We start from the raw sequence: 16,746 nt of genomic DNA, 5'->3' as shown, positions 1-16,746 counted from the left end.
CGACGCGACAGGAACAGTCCGTCGAGACCGGATGGCGCGCGGACTACTTCGCGGCCGGCTTCGGTTCGGCGGGGACGGCGAACCCACCGCCCAGGGCGAGGTGGAGGTTGATGCGCTGAATCAACTGCTCGCTGCGCACGCGCAGCAGGGAGATTCGCGCCGCGTCCGCGAGCAGGGTCTGCTGGAGCAGCGTGCGCAGGTCGACCTTCCCGACGCGGTAGTCGACATTCAAGAGCTCCAAGGCGCGCGCGTGCTCGGCGACGACCCGCTCCAGGATTTCGCGACGCTCGCCGAGGACTCTCGCGCTCGTCAGCGCGTTCTCCACCTCGTTCGTGGCGCGCAGGGCCGCGGACGCGTACTCGCCGAGCGCCGCTTCCTGCTCCGCCGTCCGCGCGCGCACCTGCGCCGCCAGGGCCCCGCCGTGGAAGAGAGGCGCCAGCAGTCCGGCCGCCACGCCGCCCGTGGGATTGGTGAGCGTCTCCTTCAGCACCACCACGTCGCTGTCGACGAGGCCCACGGCGCCGGTGAGTCGCAGTGAGGGAAGCCGCGCGGCCCTGGCCTCCTGCACCCGGTTGAACGCGGCGGCCACGCGGCGCTCGGCGGCCATCAGGTCCGGCCTTCGCTCGAGCACCGAGGCGGGAATCCCCGCGGGCACCGGGCCGGGCAGCTCGACGAGGGAGCTCCTCGGCTCCAGCGTCCCAGAGGGGTAGCGCCCGGCGAGCAGCTCCACCGCGCGCGTGGCCTGCACGCGCGTCAGCTCCAGCTGCTTCACGGTGTCGCGATACGAGTCCAGGTTGGCCATCGCCAGCGACAGCTCCTGCTCATTGGTGACGCCGACCTGCAGTCGCGTGGTGGTGAGTTGGACGAGCTCCTCTCCCATCTTGACCCGCTCGACGGCGATGCATCCCAGGAGGTGGGCCTCGGTGGCCAGCAGCCAGCCCTTGGCCAGGGTGGCCGCGAGGGACTGCCGGGCGAACTCGAACTCGGCCTCGGCCGCGGCCATGGTCTCCTGGGCCGCGTTGCGGCGGTACCGGAGCTTGCCCCACAGGTCGACCTCCCATCCGGCGGAGAGGTCGATGCCGCGCAGCACGCCCTCCAGCCCCTGACCAATCCCCAGGGACTCCCTTGCCTCCAGGTCGAGGGTGGGAAGCAGCCCCGCGCGAGCGACGCCCAGCATCGCCGACGCCTGGTCCACCCGCGCCGCGGTCGAGCGGAGGTCTGGGTTGCGGCTGAGCGCCTCCGTCACCAGGGCCTGGAGCTGTTCGTCCTGGAACGTCGCCAGCCACCCATCCTGGATGCCGCCCTCCGGTGCGCCGGGGGACGTCCACGCGGTGGCGAGCGCGGTGTGCGGAAGCGCCTGCTGGATGACCTCCTGTCCACGCGGCGGCGCGCGCGTGGGACACCCCGCGACACCCCCGCCGATGACGAGCACCGCCCCGGCCCGCAGCCATCCCCACCGCCGGCGCTCCCACATGTTCCGCCCTTCCTCAGTGCAGCTTGAGAATCAGCCAGTCCAGCTTGGTGCCCACCCGGAGAATCACCTTGCGCAGGACGTGCACCGGGTGGAACGACTGGGTGTAGATGGCGGCGTGTCCGCGCGCTCCGGCTGGGAGGATCTTGTCCCCCTGCTCTTTCTCAATCTTGAGCGTGACGGCGTAGCGCCCGGGAGGAAGCGTCTCGGCTCCCGTCTCCGGCAGGACCCCCGTGAGGGGAAGCTGTCCCTGGCCGGTCGCCCAGACGACGGACTGGACGTGGCACTTGATGACGCGGTTCGGGAACGCCAGGAGGGTGACCTCCGCCTCGTCGCCCGGCTGGACCTGGTGCAGCTCGTTCTGATTGAAGTACGCGACCACGTACTGCTCGTCCTCCACGAAGCTCATCACGGGGGAGATGGGCAGCGCCGCCGCGTAGGAGCCCGCGCGAAGCTGGAGGTTCACCACCGTTCCGTTGGCGGGCGCGTACGTCACCGTCTCCCGGAGCCGCCACTCCGCGTCCGCCAGCGTGGCGCGCGCCTGCTCTCGTCCGGCCTCGGCCTGGGCGAGGTCCACGAGCGTGCCGTCGTCCGTCCGCGACTGGAGCCTCTGGTCGACCTGCCCCACGGCGGCGTTCGCGGCGGCCAGCTCACCTTCGAGGTTGCGGACCTCCGTCTGCACCTGCTGCAGGTCGAACTTGTTTCCCGAGCCGTTGGCGGTGAGCACCTTGTGTTGCTGCACGCGCCGCCGGGCCAGATTGAGCCGGGCCGCGACCGACGCCCGTCTGCCCTGGGCCGTCTTGCGCTCCAGGGTGAGCTGTTGCTCGATGACGCGAGCCCCGGCGACCTTCGCGTCCGCCTCCCGCACCTTGGCCTTGAGGCCGTCCACCTCCAGTCGCGCGGACTCGGGGTCGATGCGGAAGAGCACGTCGCCCTTCTTCACCGCGCTGTTGGGCTGGATGGGCACCTCGATGACGCGCCCGGAGACTCGCGGGACGACCTGCACCACGTAGTTCATCACCCGCGCGTCCGACGAGGACGGCGCGTACACGTTGGCGAGGAGGAGCAGCGCCGCGATGCCGATGATGGGCAGGGTGAAGACGATGACCTGGGAGACGAAGGTCCAGGGCAGCAGCTTGAACTTGAAGAAGACCAGCCAGACGACGCCCGCGTAGACGAGGAGCAGCAGCAGTTCCATCAGTGAGGCTCCCCGCGCTCGCCAGGGGTGGTGCTCTCGGAGGCCGGGCCCGGGCGGACCGCGAGCGCCGAGTCGTCGCCCTCGCCGAGCTCCGGACCGTGCGGAGGCGGGACGCTGTCATGTCCGTAGGCCAGCTTGTACAGGGACGGCTTGGAGTAGGCCCAGAGCCACGCGAGCGGCCACAGGAGCCCGCCGAAGAACAGCGACAGCAGGCACAGCATCTTGATGGCGGCCAGCTGCGGGTGATGGCGCTTCTCCGCGATTTTCTCCGGGAGGATGTGGAGCATCCAGAACCCCGCGATGAACGCCACCGGGGCGATGACGATGACAATCCAGCTGAGCACGTCCGCCGCGGTGTCCAGCGTGTCGCCGCTGAGGAGCGACGCGTTCGCCGGCAGCGGAGCCCACGCCACCCATCCCCACCATCGCATCGCGGTGGTGGCCCCCCTTGGCCATCGCATGACGCCCGTCCCCCTTGTCGCGCTCACAAAGTAGGAGGGGCGGGCCCACCGTCAAGGGGACGTTCGAGCGGGTGGCACTCCCGTCTGTCCCCACTGTTCATGGACCACTCGGGCCCGTGCTTCCGGCTGGGTACTCGCGCAGCGGGACGATGCCCTTGCGCCAGCCCTCGAGTACCGGCCCGACGATTCGCCACGCCTCTTCGACCTCGTCGTCCCGGAGGGTGAGCATGGGCTCGGCGCGCAACATGTCGAGCAGGAGGTTCGAGTACGCGAGCCGTCCGGCCGCGTGAGACCACAGCTCCAGGTCGGTGGTGACCAGCGTCCGCTCCGGTCCATTGATGTTCACCGCGAGGCGGATGTACGGCTCCGACAGGCCGATGCGGAGCACGTTCTGTCCGCCCGTCGGGTTGCGCAGGTCATGGTCCGGCTCGAAGCGGAAGTACACGGCGACCTCGGCGTGGGCCCTGGACAGCGCCTTGCCCGTGCGCAGGACGAAGGGGACGCCCGCCCAGCGCCAGTTCGCCAACTCCAGCGTCAGCTCGGCGAAGGTCTCCGTCTCGCGCGAGGCCTCGACGCCACGCTCCCGCACATAGGCGGGCACCTGTCTGCCGGCGATGAGCCCCTGCGCGTAGCGGCCCCGGAGGCTGCGCTGGCGCACCTGGTCCATGGACATGGTCGGAATGGCCCGCAGCACGGCGGCGCGAGCGTCCCGGATGGAGCGCTCGTCGATGCGCGAGGGCTGCTCCATGGCGACGAGCGCGAGCACCTCCAGGAGGTGGTTCTGAATCATGTCCCGGAGCGCGCCGGCCCTGTCGTAGTACGCCGCGCGGCCCTCGACGGTGAGCGGCTCATCCCAGGTGATGACCACGCGCTCGATGTGCTGCTGGCTCCAGATGGACTCGAGCACGCGGTTGCCGAACCGCAGGGCGATGATGCGCTGGACCAGCTCGTCGGACAGGAAGTGGTCGATGCGGAAGACCAGGGTGCTGGGGAACCGGAGTCGCAGCAGCGCGTTGAGGCGACAGGCCGAGGCGAGGTCGACGCCGAAGGGCTTCTCGACGGCCACGACGCTGTCCTCCGGGAGGCTCGCCTGGGAGAGGGCTTCGAGCACGGGCTCGAAGAGGTGTGCGGGCAGGGCGAGGTAGGCGAGGACTGGCTGCTGGAAGCCGCTGAGCGCGCGCCGGAGGTCCTCGGCGCGCGTGGCGTCAGCGTGTCGGTAGCGCAGGCGGCGGAGGACCTCCGTGCGCGTCTGGGGGGACGCGCGCGTCGCATGCGAGTCCAGCGCTTCGCGCATGCGCTCGCGGAACTGCTCCTCGGTCCAGTCCATCCGGTCGACCCCGGTGACGGTGAGTCCGTCGGGGGCCTTCTTCTGCTCGACGAGCTCCGCGACGGCGGGCAACAGCAGCCGCGCCGTCAGGTCTCCCGAGGCGCCGATGACGACCAGCGGGTCAATCATTCACTCATCCTCCCGTCTTACGAATGCATGGGGGGTTTGTGTCCTTCGGCCAGGAGGTAGGCGCAGTTCACGAGCGCCAGGTGGCTGAACGCCTGGGGGAAGTTGCCGAACAGCCTGCGCTCCTTGGGCAGGTACTCCTCGGCGAGCAGGCCCACGTCGTTGCCGAGCTTCAAGAGCTTGTCGAAGAAGCGCTGCGCGTCCTCGGTCCGCCCCATGAGGTGGTAGGTGTTCGCGAGCCAGAAGGAGCAGGCGAGGAACGCGCCCTCCTCGCCCTCCAGCCCGTCCACGCTGTCCTCCGTCCGGTAGCGCAGCACCAGCCCCTCCGGCATCAGCTCCTGCTCGATGGCGAGCACCGTTCCGGCGACGCGCGGGTCGTCCGGCGGGAGGAACCCGGAGAGCGGGATGAAGAGCAGGCTCGCGTCCACTCCCTTCGAGCCGTAGTACTGGGTGAAGGTGTTGCGCTGGGCGTCGAAACCCTTGCTGCACACCTCATCGAAGATGGTCTGCCGCAGCTTCACGAACGGCGCCTTGTCTTCGTTGAGGCCGTACTCCTCGATGACGCGCACCCAGCGGTCCACGGCGGTCCACGCGGACACCTTGGAGGCGGTGAAGTCGTGCTTGGGGCCGCGCATCTCCCAGATGCCGTGGTCCGGATGGGTCCACACCTCCGACACGTGCGTCGCGACGCTCTTGAGTGCCTTCTGGGCGCGCTCCGTCATCCGACCCTTGAGTCGCGAGTGGAGGTAGAGGACCGCGGCGAACTCGCCGAGGATGTCGAGCTGGAACTGCGAGTAGGCACCGTTGCCGATGCGCACGGGGCGGGCGCCCTCGTAACCACTCAGCCAGTCGAGCGGGACTTCGGTGAGGCGGCGCTCGCCTCGGATGCCGTACATGATTTGGAGCTGGTCGGGGGCGCCGCCGATGGCATTCAACAGCCAGGTGCCGAACGCTTCAGCCTCGTCGGTGAGGTTGCCGAGCATGAGCGCGTTGAGGGTCAGGGCCGCGTCGCGAATCCAGCAGAAGCGGTAGTCCCAGTTGCGCTCACCGCCTGGAGTCTCCGGGAGTCCGAACGTGGGCGCGGCGACGAGCGCGCCCGTGGGTTGGAAGCTGCACGCCTTGAGGGTGAGCAGGGAGCGGACGACCGCGTCCTGGTACCTGGCGGGCAGGCGGATTTTCGAGGCCCAGTCCTCCCAGTAGGCCTGGGTGTCGCGCAGGGCGGCCTCCGCGTCGAGCACCTCGGGGATGTCTTCGTAGGGGCGGCCCCAGGACATTACGAAAGAGATGCGCTGGCCGGCGCGGATGGTGAACTCCGACTCGAAGGGCGGAGGTGCTTCCCCGGGGCCGCCTCGCAAGTAGATGGCGTCTGGACCGGCGATGGCGGCGGAGATGCCGTCTCGCTTGCTGACCAGGGGCACGGTGTAGCCGTTGGCGAAGCGGGGGCGCAGCTCGGAGCGCATCGACACCGTGCCTTTGATTCCTTCCACGAAGCGCACGAGGTGAGGGCTGCCTTTGCGGATGGGCATGAAGTCGACCAGCCGCACGGTGCCTTCATCCGTGACGAGCTCTGTCTCCAGGACGAGCGTCTTGCCGAGGTAGCGGCGGCGGACTTCACGCACGGGTGACTTCGGCGCGAGCTTCCAGCGTCCGTTGTCGGGGGTGCCCAGCAGGGAGGTGAAGCACGCGTCGGAGTCGAAGTCCGGGAGGCAGAGGAAGTCGATGGAGCCGTCTCGGGCGACGAGGGCGGCGGTGTAGAGGTCCCCGAGGAGAGCGTGGTCCTCGATGAGCAGACCGGGTTCTGTTCGGGTGTCTCCTCCCCAGCCTGTCCTTGGGGCTTCCCTCGTCTGCACGGTCTCTGTCGAAGTCATGTCATCCCCCCGCGCGTGCCCGCGCGCCTTCCCGAAAAAAGGTAGGTGCCGGCACTTCGGATGCAATTCGAGTCCAGGGCTTGTCGTCGCGAAGCCCCTGCACGCGGGCGGCGGAGCGCTAGGGAATTCGAGTCAGACGGCACGGCCCCAGGCGCGTGCGGCCGTGGAGTCTCGAAGAAGGGCGGTGGGCGCCGAAGCCGCGCGAGGTCTCAGCGCGAAGCACCGGCGTCGAGGGAGCCGCCATCCAGCCAACGTGCTGGTGTCGTGTCGGAAGGCGCGCCCCCGGTCGAGCCGACAGGCACCTCAAACGTCAATGGTCCCGCGTCTTCGGGTGTGCCCGCGTCCGAGGGTTCGATGTCCGTCCCTGAGCCCGGCTCTCCATCGAAGACGCGACGAAGAATGCGACCATCCACATGGACGGCATAGGCGGCGCCCGAGTCCAGGGGAAGGACCTTGCCGTCACACGCTGCGGGGTCCACGTCCATCCGGACGAAGATGACGTCGCCCTCCCGGATGAAGCGATAGAGGCGAGCATCCTGTCGCTCCCAGCAGTGTCCCTTCTGGGTCCCCAAGGGCAGGAAGTCATTGGCCGCGAGCATCAGGGACTTGAGCACCGCGCCATCCAGTTCGATGGGGACGCCTGAACCATCCAGCCTGCGCGCTGGCTGGGCGAAGAACTCCGGAAAGCGAAGTGCTGGGTCCACATCGACGGGGCGATGAGGTGTCGCTCGCGGACAGCCCGCGACGAGCAGCAGCCAAGGAATGAGCAATCGTCTCATCGGGCCTGCTCGAAGCAAGGGCCTGCCGTGGCGCGGAGCGTGAAATCTGTGGCGTCTTCGTTCCAGGAGACGTTCGCGGTCTGCTCGCAACTCCAGCGGTTTCTCTCTCGGGTCCACTTCATGATGTGGCCTGTCACGGGGACGTATTGGTGGAACCCGTCACAGGCGGGCTTCGAGAGGTTGTTAGCGAAGAACGCGACAATGGAGAGTCGAACGACGCCCTCCTTTGTCCGCGTTTCGAAGCCATGGACGGAGCCTTGCTCCACGATGAAGCGGATGTCACTCCTGGACAGCGAACTTCCGAACGGATGGTTGTGGATCGCATAGACGTACTTGATGCTGTTCGGAGGGTAGCGCGAATCCTCGACGGTAGAGGGCAGCAGACACGTTTTGAGTCGATGAAGTGGGTCCACCGCAGACTGGTCCGTGAGCTTGCTCACCATGTACTGGTCGTCCGGTGTGTAATACACCCAGGCGCAGTACTCACTCGACACGCGCCAGAACGTGCTGGCCTCCTGGTTGTCCGCGCGTCCCGCGCTCGCATGCGGTTTCGTGAGAATCCTTCCGCACGCCGCGAGCAGTGCATCGGAATAGGACTCGAACGGTCCGAGCATGGGGCCAGGGAGCTTCTCGAGGATGGGCTGTCCTGGCGTGGGGCGGACGATGTCGGGGTCGCTCGGACGCGAGGGAGCGCATGCGAGCGTGAGTAGGACCACAGACCCAACGACGCTGCGCGCACTCACGAAGGCAGCCCCCACACGTCGAGCGCGATGTCCGGAGGAGGCCGGTAGTCCGCGAGCCTCGGCATCGGCTCGGGCTCGCCCGGTGCTCCGGTCATGTCCGCGTACGTCAGCCAGCGTCCATCTGGCGCGGTGACGCGCGAGATGTAGTCCCACTCGCAAGAGTCGTTGAAGATGACGAAGCACCACCCGTTGGAGCAGAGAATCGGCGTGTCGCCACCTCCGGAGTCCTCCACCTGCTGGAGCTGCCGCGTCGATATCGTCACCTCGCCCCGCTCCAGCGCGTGCAGCACCGCGAGCACCTCGTCCTCCGTCAGCTTGTGCTCGCTCGGCTGCTCCTGGAACTCCAGCCGGTTCCCGAACGGGTCCTCTCCATGGAACCGCCGCACCCCCGGCACCTCGAAGCTCCACTTCACCGGATGCTTCGCTTCGAGAAACAGCGCGACCAGTGCATCCAGCGTCGTCACCCGGAACGCCGGGTGCGCCTTCTTCGCCGGGATGAACGGCTCCTCCACGCCAAGGTGCAGCCCTCGCCCGTCCGGCAGCTCGAACCAGAGCCCGCCCCGCTTCGCGAGTTCTGGAGGTTTGGGAATCTCTCGCAGCCCGAGCAGGTCGCCGTAGAAAACACGGCCTCTTGGCTCCCCGCCTCGGGGCATCGCGAGCTGGATGTGATCAATCCCCTGAATCATGTTCGCCGCTCCCCTGTCGTGGCGCGTGAGTCTGCCGGGACTCCTGGTGTGGCAGAAGAGCCTCGTGCCTGCCCCGACGATGTGTCCGGGCGCCCGCGCCGCGTCACCGCACGGCCGTGATTCCGCGAGGTTCCGCCCCTATTGACGATTGGCAGGCGACTTGAAATGGAAGGCGGAGCGGGCGCAGTGTGCCCATCACCGACGCCTCCGTCGGACCCCTTTCGCTGAAGGACGCGCGATGCTTCCCGTCATCCTCGCCCTGCTCCTGTCGCAGACGTCGCCCGCAGCCAACCCGCGCCAGCAGGGCGTGCCCATCGGCAAGGGCAAGACGCTGCCCACCGTGCGCCTCAGCGCGCCTTCCGGCGGCTGGACGGTGGACCGGATGCTGCTCATCGAGGGCACCGTCAGCGACTCCACCATCGACCCCATCGTCGTGTCCCTCAACGGTGACCGCTACCTGATGCGCACCTTCAACGGGCGCTTCAGCCGCAAGTTCCCCGCGGCCAGCGGCAAGAACGTCGTCACGGTGATGGCCACCAACCAGGCCGGCACCGCGCGCACCCAGGCCACCAGCTACGCGCAGGTGCCGCCCGTCCCGTTCAAGGTCATCCTCACCAGCGACACCGACGGCGTGTACACCGACCTGCACGTCTACGAGCCCACCGACACCAGCGAGAAGGACGGCCAGCTCACCATCGGCTCCATGGCCCACGTGTACTGGGCGGACACCTCCAGCCCGTCCGGTGGCACCTTCTTCCTCAACTCGCAGGGCGGTGACTTCGACCAGCCCGCGTATGGCCCGTACCTCTACGTCCACCGCGCGCCGCCCAAGGGCGTGTACCTGGTGGCGACCAACTACTGGCCCAGCGGCGACAAGGCCCACACCCTGGCCACGCTCAACCTCGCGCTCTTCGAGGGCACGCCGAACGAGGTCCGCCGCATGGTGCGCATCCCCCTGGCCACGCCCGGCACCACGCGCGTGCTCGCGTGGGTGAACATCCTCGGCGACGGACAGGCGGAGGTCTACGTGCCCTCGCAGGACCCGAAGCCCACGCGCAAGGGCTGGCCCACCAACCTGGACGCGGCCCTCAAGGAGCTCCAGACGAACGGCGACAGCGGCGGCGAGGGCGACTACTGACGCGCGCTGGCTGACGCGCCCCCGTCCACCGCCATGCTCGCCCTGTCCCTGCTCCTGCTGCTGGAGGCCACCGCGCCCGCGCCCGAGTCGCGCGACGTGCTGCTGCGTCGGCAGGTGGCGCAGGTCGCGCTCGCGCAGCTGAAGCAGCAGGACGCCGCGTGGCATCCGGACCAGCGCGACTGCGCGGGCCTCATCCGCTTCGCCTTCCGCACCGCCTACAAGCGCATCGCCCCCGAGCGCCTCGCCACGCCGCTGTGGCTGGACTCGCGCGGCAAGCCGTCGGACTTCGCGGACGCTGAGACGTTGCTGCATCACAGCCTGGTGTTCCTGGGCCGTGACGAGGCCACGCGCGACGCGGTGCGCACCGGCGACGTGCTCGCGTTCCGCCAGGAGCAGGACTCAGGGCCCGACTTCCATCTCATGCTGGTGGTGCGCCCGGAGGACCGGGCCCATGCACCGGCGCGTGTCGTCTACCACCCGGGGGAGAAGGGCGCCGCGGTGCGCACCGGGCTCCTCCACAACCTCGCCGACGAGGCGCCACGCGAGTGGCGTCCGGTGCCTGGCAACGGCGCCTTCCTCGGCTTCTTTCGCTTCAAGGAGTGGATGCCATGACATCTCCGTCGAGCCCGCCTCCGGGCGCGCCGCCCCCGGTGAGCCCACCGCCCAAGCGGGGCGGTCCTCCCAAGGGCCTGTTGATTGGATTGGGCACGGTCATCGTCGGCGCGGCGGTGGCGGGGGCCTTCGTCCTCGGCCGTCGCACCGGTTCGACGTCCGGCGGTGACGACGGCGCCAGCTCGACTCCGCTCATCAGCGGCGCGAGCGGCGTTTCCGTCCCCCCCGCGCAGGTGGAGGGCCTGCCGGAGCCCACCAGCACGGAGCTGGAGGTGCCCGGCGCGAGCGCGCCCCAGGCCGTCTGGCTGGACGTGCTCCATCCGCCCAAGGTGCGTGACGCGCTGGCGCGCAACGCCTGGCTGCGCGCGCAGTTGGCGCAGCCCTTGGGACAGGGCTTCGTCGGAGGCTGGGCCGCGTTCCTCGGCTCCACGGGCGAGGACCTGAAGGGCGACTTCAAGGGCGCGGTGCTGGACTTGCTCGTGGGCCGCGTGGGCAACACTCCGTTCCGCGTGGCGTGGTTCGCCGGTGTCGCGCGCGCGAGCACGCCCGCGTTCATCCTGCCCAAGGCGACGGCGTCGGCGACGGCGGCCTACACCGCGTTGGACGCGGTGGCGAGCCGAGGCACCCTGACGGCGAAGACGTGCCCGGGTGGCACGCCCACCGCCGTCGCGGAGGGGCTGGTGCTGAAGCGCTGGCTGGTGGCGGAGCAGACGCTATGGGCGGGCAGGACGCCGGACCGGCTCGTCGTCGCGCGGCACCCCATCGCGGTGCTCCAGGGCCTGTGCGCGGAGGTGCCGGAGCTGCGCGGCGAGGACAACGTGGACGTGGAGCTGGGTTTCCAGCCCGAGGCGTTCGGCCGCGACGCGCAGTTGTTCACGCACGTGCTGGGACTGTCGCCGGACACGCGCCTGCAGTTCGGCGTGGAGGGTGACCGGCTGGTGGGGCGGGGCATCGCCGGCGAGCTGATGGAAGGTACCGCGCGCCTGGACAAGGCGCCGCTGTCCGACGACTTGCTGAAGCTGGTGCCGGAGGAGACGCCGGTGCTGCTGGCCATGCAGCTCAAGCTGCCGGAGACGCTGACGGCCGAGTCGCTCAAGGCCTTCTGGAAGTCGGGCGGCGGGGGCGCGACGCGCACGCGGCAGGTGGCGGTGGTGTGGACGCCGCGCGGGGACTCGGCGCTGTTCCAGGAGGTGGCGGTGCTGTGGGGCCGGCCCGAGGACGGGCCCGCGCTGGAGGGCTTCTTCTCCGGAGGCAGCAGCACGCTGATAAAGGAGACGGTGTGCAATCACGTGGTGCTGGCGTCGAGCAGCGAGGAGCTGCAGGCGCTGCGCATGGCGTGCTCGGGCGGCAAGCCGAACATGCTCGCCGCGCCGGGGCCCGTGGTGGCGGGGCTTCGCGAGCCTGGCTCGTTGGCCTTCGGGGTGAACCTGGGACGGCTGCTCAGCGGCCTCACCATGGACGGCTTCCTGTCCGAGTCCCGAGTGGGGCGCAACGCGCCGATTCCGAAGTCGGCGCCCCCTGAAATCGAAGCGGCGCGGCGCGACCTGGAGTCGCTGCCGTACCTGGGCCTGCGCGGCACCGTGCAAGGCGATTCGCTGGTTCCTGGAGGTTTCGGGTCATGAGGATGGCAGCTCGACTCGCGGTACTGATGGCGGTGGCGCTGTCCGGCGTGGCGATGGCCAAGCCGCTCTACATCACCGTGCCGCGCTCCTATGGCAGCGGCGAGCCGGTGGCGGTGGACGTGGCCTTCGAGGACAAGGGGCCGGTGGAGCTTCGCGTCCTCAAGCCCGACAACGTGGATGCGTTCATCCGCGCGCAGGGGGACTTGCGGCGCGCGTACCAGACGCCTCCGACGATGAACAACCCGGGCCGCGCGCTCAGCCGCGGTGTCAACGCGATGGCCCTGCCGGGCCGGTGGCTGCTCGACGCGCTCGACCAGAACTTCCGCCAGGACGCGCTGAGCGTCCTGCCTCCCGCGCCGGACGTGCCTTTCACCTACGAGCCGCTGGCCAAGGTGGCGGAAGGGCCCAAGAAGCTCGTCGGCGTGCCGCCGGGCTTCACCGTGGCGCGCAGCCAGTGGCTCAACCTGGACCTGGGCGGCGCGGAGCGCGACTTCAACGTGCCCGGCTTCAACTCGGGCGGTGGCTACGGCTTCCAGGAGCGCCGCGTGCTGCTCGCGCCGCTGCCCGCTGGCACCTACGTCCTGCAGCTCGTGCAGGGGCTCGTCGAGGGCCAGGTGGTGCTCGTCGTCAGCGACTTGACGGTGCAGCTCAAGCAGACGGATGGCGAGGTGTTGGTGCGCGTGGCCGGCAAGGACCAGAAGCCGGCCGTGGGCGCGCAGGTGCAGGTGTACCTGCCCAAGGGCAAGGGACCCACGGGGAAGACGGACGCGAAGGGCGAGGTGCGGCTGGCTGTGACGGAGCCGCGCATCATCGCCACCGCGTCGGTGGGCGGTGACACGGCGATTGTCGACACGGACTTCTACTCCACGCTGGCCGTGGCGCCGGACGTGTTCATCTACAGCGACCGGCCCATCTACAAGCCGGGCCACGAGGTGAAGTTCCGCGGCGTGCTGCGCCAGCCGGACACCTTCCTCGCGCGGCTGTTCACGCCGAAGAAGAAGGACGTGAATGTGAAGCTCGTCTCGCAGGAGGGCCGCGCGCTCACCACGCGCGTGTCCGTGGACGAGTTCGGCGCCTTCCACGGCACGCTCAAGGTGCCCGACGACCTGGGCACGGGCGTGTTGCGAGTGGAGGCGGAGCTGGACGGTCAGCCGCACCAGGGTGAGGCGCGCGTGCAGGACTACGTGAAGCCGACCTTCTACCTGGAGGCGGAGCCCGAGTCGGAGACGGTGGTGCCCGGTCAGTCGCTGCGCGTGAAGGTGCGCGCGCGTCGCTACGCGGGTGGCGTGCCCAACGGCGCGAAGTACGAGGTGTTCCTGTACCGCAGCCTGCTGGACGCGCCCGCGTGGGTGGATGACGCCGGCAAGGGTGGCCAGGGCAGCGACGTGACGTACGGCTCGGCGTCCAGCAACGAGGGCAAGCTGAGCGTGCCCGAGCGGCTGTACTCCACCGTGGCGGAGCGCGGAGTGACAGAGGACCCGTGGGCCAGCGCCACCGGCTTCGATGCGAGCGGCGAGGCGGCGATTGAAGTCGCGGTGCCGGAGCTGAAGGCAGGGGAGGAGCGGCTGCCGTATCGCTACTCGCTCACCGTGCGCGCGCGGGATGACCAGGAGACGTTCGCCAACTCGACGACGTCGTTCTTCCTGTCGAAGGTGGAGGTGCTGGGCACGGCGCGCTACTCGGACGCGGTGGTGGCCAAGGGCGGCGAGGCGCTGCTGTCGGTGCGCGCGACGACGCTGTCGGGCAAGGCCTACGGCGTCACGCAGGGCGAGGTGGAGTTCGTGCTGCGCAAGGCCGACGGCTCGGAGAAGAGCCTGGGCAAGCGCTCGTTCACCACGGCGGCGGACGGGACGCACCGCGAGAAGGCTCCCACGTCGGACGTGGGCTCGGTGCTGGCGCGCGTGGTGGTGAAGGACAAGCGCGGCGAGACGTGGCAGGGCGAGGAGTCGCTGCTCGTCATCGGCTCGGCGGACGAGGCCGTGGCCCAGGTGCCCAACCTCACGCTGGCGTCGCTGTCGGGCACGCTGGAGCCGGGGGACTCGGCGCGACTGGTGGCGCTCTTGCCGGACGGCTGGGGCGCGGGTGGCCGTGACGCGGGCCCGGTGTGGGTGACGCTGGCGGGTGCCAGCCTCTATGACACGCAGGTGGTGGAGCTGACGGGCCGCACGCTGGTGCACAGCTTCAGCGTGGAGAAGCGCTTCGGCGGCGCGGTGTATGCGTCCGTGGCGTATCCCACGTCGACGGGCCGCTGGGAGGAGCGCACGGTGGCGTTCCGCGTGATTCCGCGCGAGCGCACGCTCACCGTGGAGCTGCAGCCGCGTCGCGCCGAGGCCACGCCGCTGACCGAGCAGACCATCGACGTGCGGGTCGTGGACCACGAGGGCAAGGGCGTCGTCGCTCAGCTGTCGCTGGGCGTGGTGGACAAGGCCGTCTACGCCATCCAGTCCGAGTTCCGTCCCAGGGTGCTGGACTTCTTCTACCCGCCGGCGCGCAACAACGTGTCCAACTTCTACTCCTCGGAGTTCCAGGGGTACGGGTACGGCGAGGCGCTGGCGCGGAAGATGGCGGGGCTGCCGGACCACGCCTTCGCGTCAATCAAGCCGCCCAGCCGTCAGGCGAAGGACCTGGAGAAGGACACGGCGCACTGGGACCCGACGGTGGTGACGGACCGCGATGGTCGCGCCACGGTGCGCTTCACGCTGCCGTCCAACCAGACGTTGTGGGTGGTGACGGCGGTGGCGGCGGACACGTCCGGTCGCTTCGGCGAGAGCACATCCGAGTTCGCCACGCGCGGCGGCCTCAACCTGTACGCGGCGCTGCCGCAGTTCCTGCGTGAGGGTGACGAGGCGCTGGCGTCCATCCGGCTTTCCGCCGGGGAGAAGTCGACGGGCAGCCAGCTGCTCGAGGTGAAGCTCGCGTCGCTGGGCGCGCTGAAGGCGGACCAGTCGCAGCACAAGGTGGAGCTGGCGAAGGGCGGCGAGCAGGTGGTGCCGCTGACGCTGCGTGCCGCGTCGACGGGTGACGCGCGGCTCACGGTGGACGTGTCCGGTGGCAAGGACCCGTTGAAGGACCGCAAGCTGTTCCAGGTGGAGCCGGCGGCGGTGGAGGACATCGTCAAGGTGAGCGCCTGGGGTGGTGGCGCGCTGGAGGTGCCGGCGGCGAAGGAGGCGACGCTGACGCGAGTGGAGCTGGTGCTCCAGCCGTCCATCGTCGACGCGGCGCTGTCCAACGTTCGCGAGCTGCTGTCGTACCCGTACGGGTGCCTGGAGCAGCTGGTGTCGACGACGGTGCCGAACGTGGCGGTGTACCAGGTGCTCCAGCAGGCGGGCGCGCTGGCGAAGCTGGACACGGAGACGCAGGCGCTGCTGGCGGAGGCTCGCAGCCGCTCGGTGCAGGGCACCGCGCGCATCCTCAACCTGTCGGTGAAGGGCGGCGGGTTCACGTGGTTCGGTGGCTACAGCACGCCGAGCCTGCCGCTCACGCTCATCGCGCTGGACGGTCTGGCGTACGCGGCCGAGGCGGGCCTCGTGGACCGCGCGGACCCTCGCCTCGTCGAGAGCGCGCGCTGGCTGGAGGCCCAGGAAGGCCTGCCTCCCGAGTACGAGGCCACGCGGGCCTACGTGCTGGCGCGGCTGGAGGGGCCGAAGCAGGCGGCGCGCGTGCGTGCGCTGGTGGAGGCCTCCGAGTCCGGTGAGCTGTACTCGCTGGCGCTGGCGGTGCTCGCGGCGGAGAAGGCGGGAGTCATCAAGGAGCCGGCGCTCCAGGCGCGCATCAACTCGCTGGTGAAGCGCAGCTCGGAGGGCTTCACGACGCTGGCCGCGTACAAGCCGGGGCAGGAGCTGGAGACGTCGGAGGCGTTCTTCCGCTTCCCGCTGCGTCGCGTGGGCATGACGGCGATTGCCGCGCACGCGGCGTCGTTCGGCACGCTGGATGTCACCCGTGCTCGCAAGCGCATCCTGGAGATGCTGTCGGAGCCGGACCTGTCCACGTTCGACCGGAGCACCGCGCTCTTGCACTCGCTGTGGCTGCTGGAGCGCGACGCGAAGGCGTTCAAGGGCATGACGCCGCCGGAGGTGAAGGGCACCCAGGGCGGGGTGAAGTTCTCGCCGCGCGGCATGGGGCTCGTCGCGACGCTGGCTCCGGGGACGCGCACGGTGGACGTGGGCGGCTTCGACGGCGTGGCGACGTTGCAGGCCACCGCGCTCACGCCGCTGTCCGCGGTGCGTGCGCAGGCGGAGGGCATGTCGCTTTCGCGTGCGTACTACGTGCTGCGCGAGGGCGGGAAGGTGAAGCTCGGCGCAGGGGACACGGTGTCGCAGGGCGAAGAGGTCTACGTGGAGCTGACGATGGACGCGCGTGGGAGCAACAAGGTGCGTTCGGCGTACTACGTGGTGGAGGACGCGGTGCCCGCGGGCTTCGTGGCGCTCCAGGAGGACAAGGCGTTCCGCGGTCCTCCGCACTCGCTGCCGCTGGTGCCGGAGGCGCTGAAGCGCCGGGTGCTGAGCCCGGAGCGCGCGACGTTCTTCTTCGAGGAGCCGGCGTGGTGGAGCGACAGCCCGCGCACGGTGGGCTACGTGCTGCGCGCGCAGTTCCCCGGCACGTTCTCCGCGCCTCCCGCGAGCATCGAGGACATGTACGCCGCGAGCATCCACGGCCGCACGGCCGCGGACTCGCTGAAGGTGATTCCGTCGAAGAAGGGCACGGGAGACCTGTAG

General features: G+C 69.7%; 12 protein-coding genes. 4 read left to right on the top strand and 8 right to left on the bottom strand.

Going from position 1 to position 16,746, the window contains the following annotated elements; all coding sequences use genetic code 11:
• Positions 1-43: 43 nt before the first annotated feature.
• From ACN469_RS00330 to ACN469_RS00295, 8 genes are all read right to left on the bottom strand, one after another.
• Positions 44-1,474 carry an efflux transporter outer membrane subunit gene (locus ACN469_RS00330; RefSeq protein ID WP_498763006.1) on the bottom strand — a complete coding sequence of 477 codons (1,431 nt, stop codon included), beginning with the start codon at positions 1,472-1,474 and terminating at the stop codon, positions 44-46.
• 13 nt (positions 1,475-1,487) lie between these two features.
• Entirely contained in the window at positions 1,488-2,669 is a 1,182-nt protein-coding gene (locus tag ACN469_RS00325; RefSeq protein WP_498763004.1) for an HlyD family secretion protein, read from the bottom strand.
• Complete coding sequence (locus tag ACN469_RS00320; protein ID WP_498763002.1) at positions 2,669-3,130, bottom strand: DUF3302 domain-containing protein; 462 nt, start codon at positions 3,128-3,130, stop codon at positions 2,669-2,671. The genes ACN469_RS00325 and ACN469_RS00320 overlap by 1 nt, the downstream gene beginning before the upstream one ends.
• 97 nt (positions 3,131-3,227) lie before the next feature.
• Entirely contained in the window at positions 3,228-4,586 is a 1,359-nt protein-coding gene (locus tag ACN469_RS00315) for a glucose-6-phosphate dehydrogenase (RefSeq protein ID WP_498763000.1), read from the bottom strand.
• Positions 4,587-4,603: 17 nt separating this feature from the next.
• The gene (locus ACN469_RS00310; RefSeq protein WP_498762998.1) at positions 4,604-6,451 is read right to left on the bottom strand and encodes a glycoside hydrolase family 15 protein; all 1,848 of its coding nucleotides are present in this window, start codon (positions 6,449-6,451) and stop codon (positions 4,604-4,606) included.
• 209 nt (positions 6,452-6,660) lie between these two features.
• Positions 6,661-7,230: a hypothetical protein gene (locus ACN469_RS00305; protein ID WP_498762996.1), complete on the bottom strand. Its 570-nt coding sequence runs from the start codon at positions 7,228-7,230 to the stop codon at positions 6,661-6,663.
• A complete protein-coding gene (locus ACN469_RS00300; protein ID WP_498762994.1) occupies positions 7,227-7,844 on the bottom strand; it encodes a hypothetical protein in 618 nt (205 codons plus the stop codon). Before ACN469_RS00300 ends, ACN469_RS00305 begins: the two co-directional genes overlap by 4 nt.
• A gap of 125 nt (positions 7,845-7,969) precedes the next feature.
• Positions 7,970-8,659, bottom strand: a complete 690-nt coding sequence (locus ACN469_RS00295; RefSeq protein ID WP_498762992.1) for a DUF7693 family protein — start codon at positions 8,657-8,659, stop codon at positions 7,970-7,972.
• A gap of 238 nt (positions 8,660-8,897) precedes the next feature.
• On the opposite strand from ACN469_RS00295, the gene ACN469_RS00290 reads away from it, so the two are divergent.
• Genes ACN469_RS00290 through ACN469_RS00275 form a run of 4 tightly spaced genes read left to right on the top strand, consistent with a single transcriptional unit; the run spans position 8,898 to position 16,746 of the window.
• On the top strand, positions 8,898-9,797 hold the full coding sequence (locus ACN469_RS00290) for a DUF2135 domain-containing protein (RefSeq protein ID WP_498762991.1): 900 nt from the start codon (positions 8,898-8,900) through the stop codon (positions 9,795-9,797).
• A 33-nt stretch (positions 9,798-9,830) separates the two neighbouring features.
• Positions 9,831-10,409, top strand: coding sequence for a DUF1175 family protein (locus tag ACN469_RS00285; RefSeq protein WP_498762989.1), 579 nt, complete (start codon positions 9,831-9,833; stop codon positions 10,407-10,409).
• Complete coding sequence (locus ACN469_RS00280) at positions 10,406-12,031, top strand: hypothetical protein (protein ID WP_498762987.1); 1,626 nt, start codon at positions 10,406-10,408, stop codon at positions 12,029-12,031. The genes ACN469_RS00285 and ACN469_RS00280 overlap by 4 nt, the downstream gene beginning before the upstream one ends.
• Positions 12,028-16,746 (top strand): alpha-2-macroglobulin family protein, encoded by a 4,719-nt coding sequence (locus ACN469_RS00275; RefSeq protein WP_498762985.1) that lies wholly within the window; start codon positions 12,028-12,030, stop codon positions 16,744-16,746. Before ACN469_RS00280 ends, ACN469_RS00275 begins: the two co-directional genes overlap by 4 nt.

The sequence above is a fragment of the Corallococcus terminator genome (assembly GCF_049194865.1).
Classification (GTDB): Bacteria; Myxococcota; Myxococcia; order Myxococcales; family Myxococcaceae; genus Myxococcus; species Myxococcus terminator_A.
Note: the sequence above shows the minus strand (reverse complement) of the source record. Positions and strands in the feature narration are given on the sequence as shown.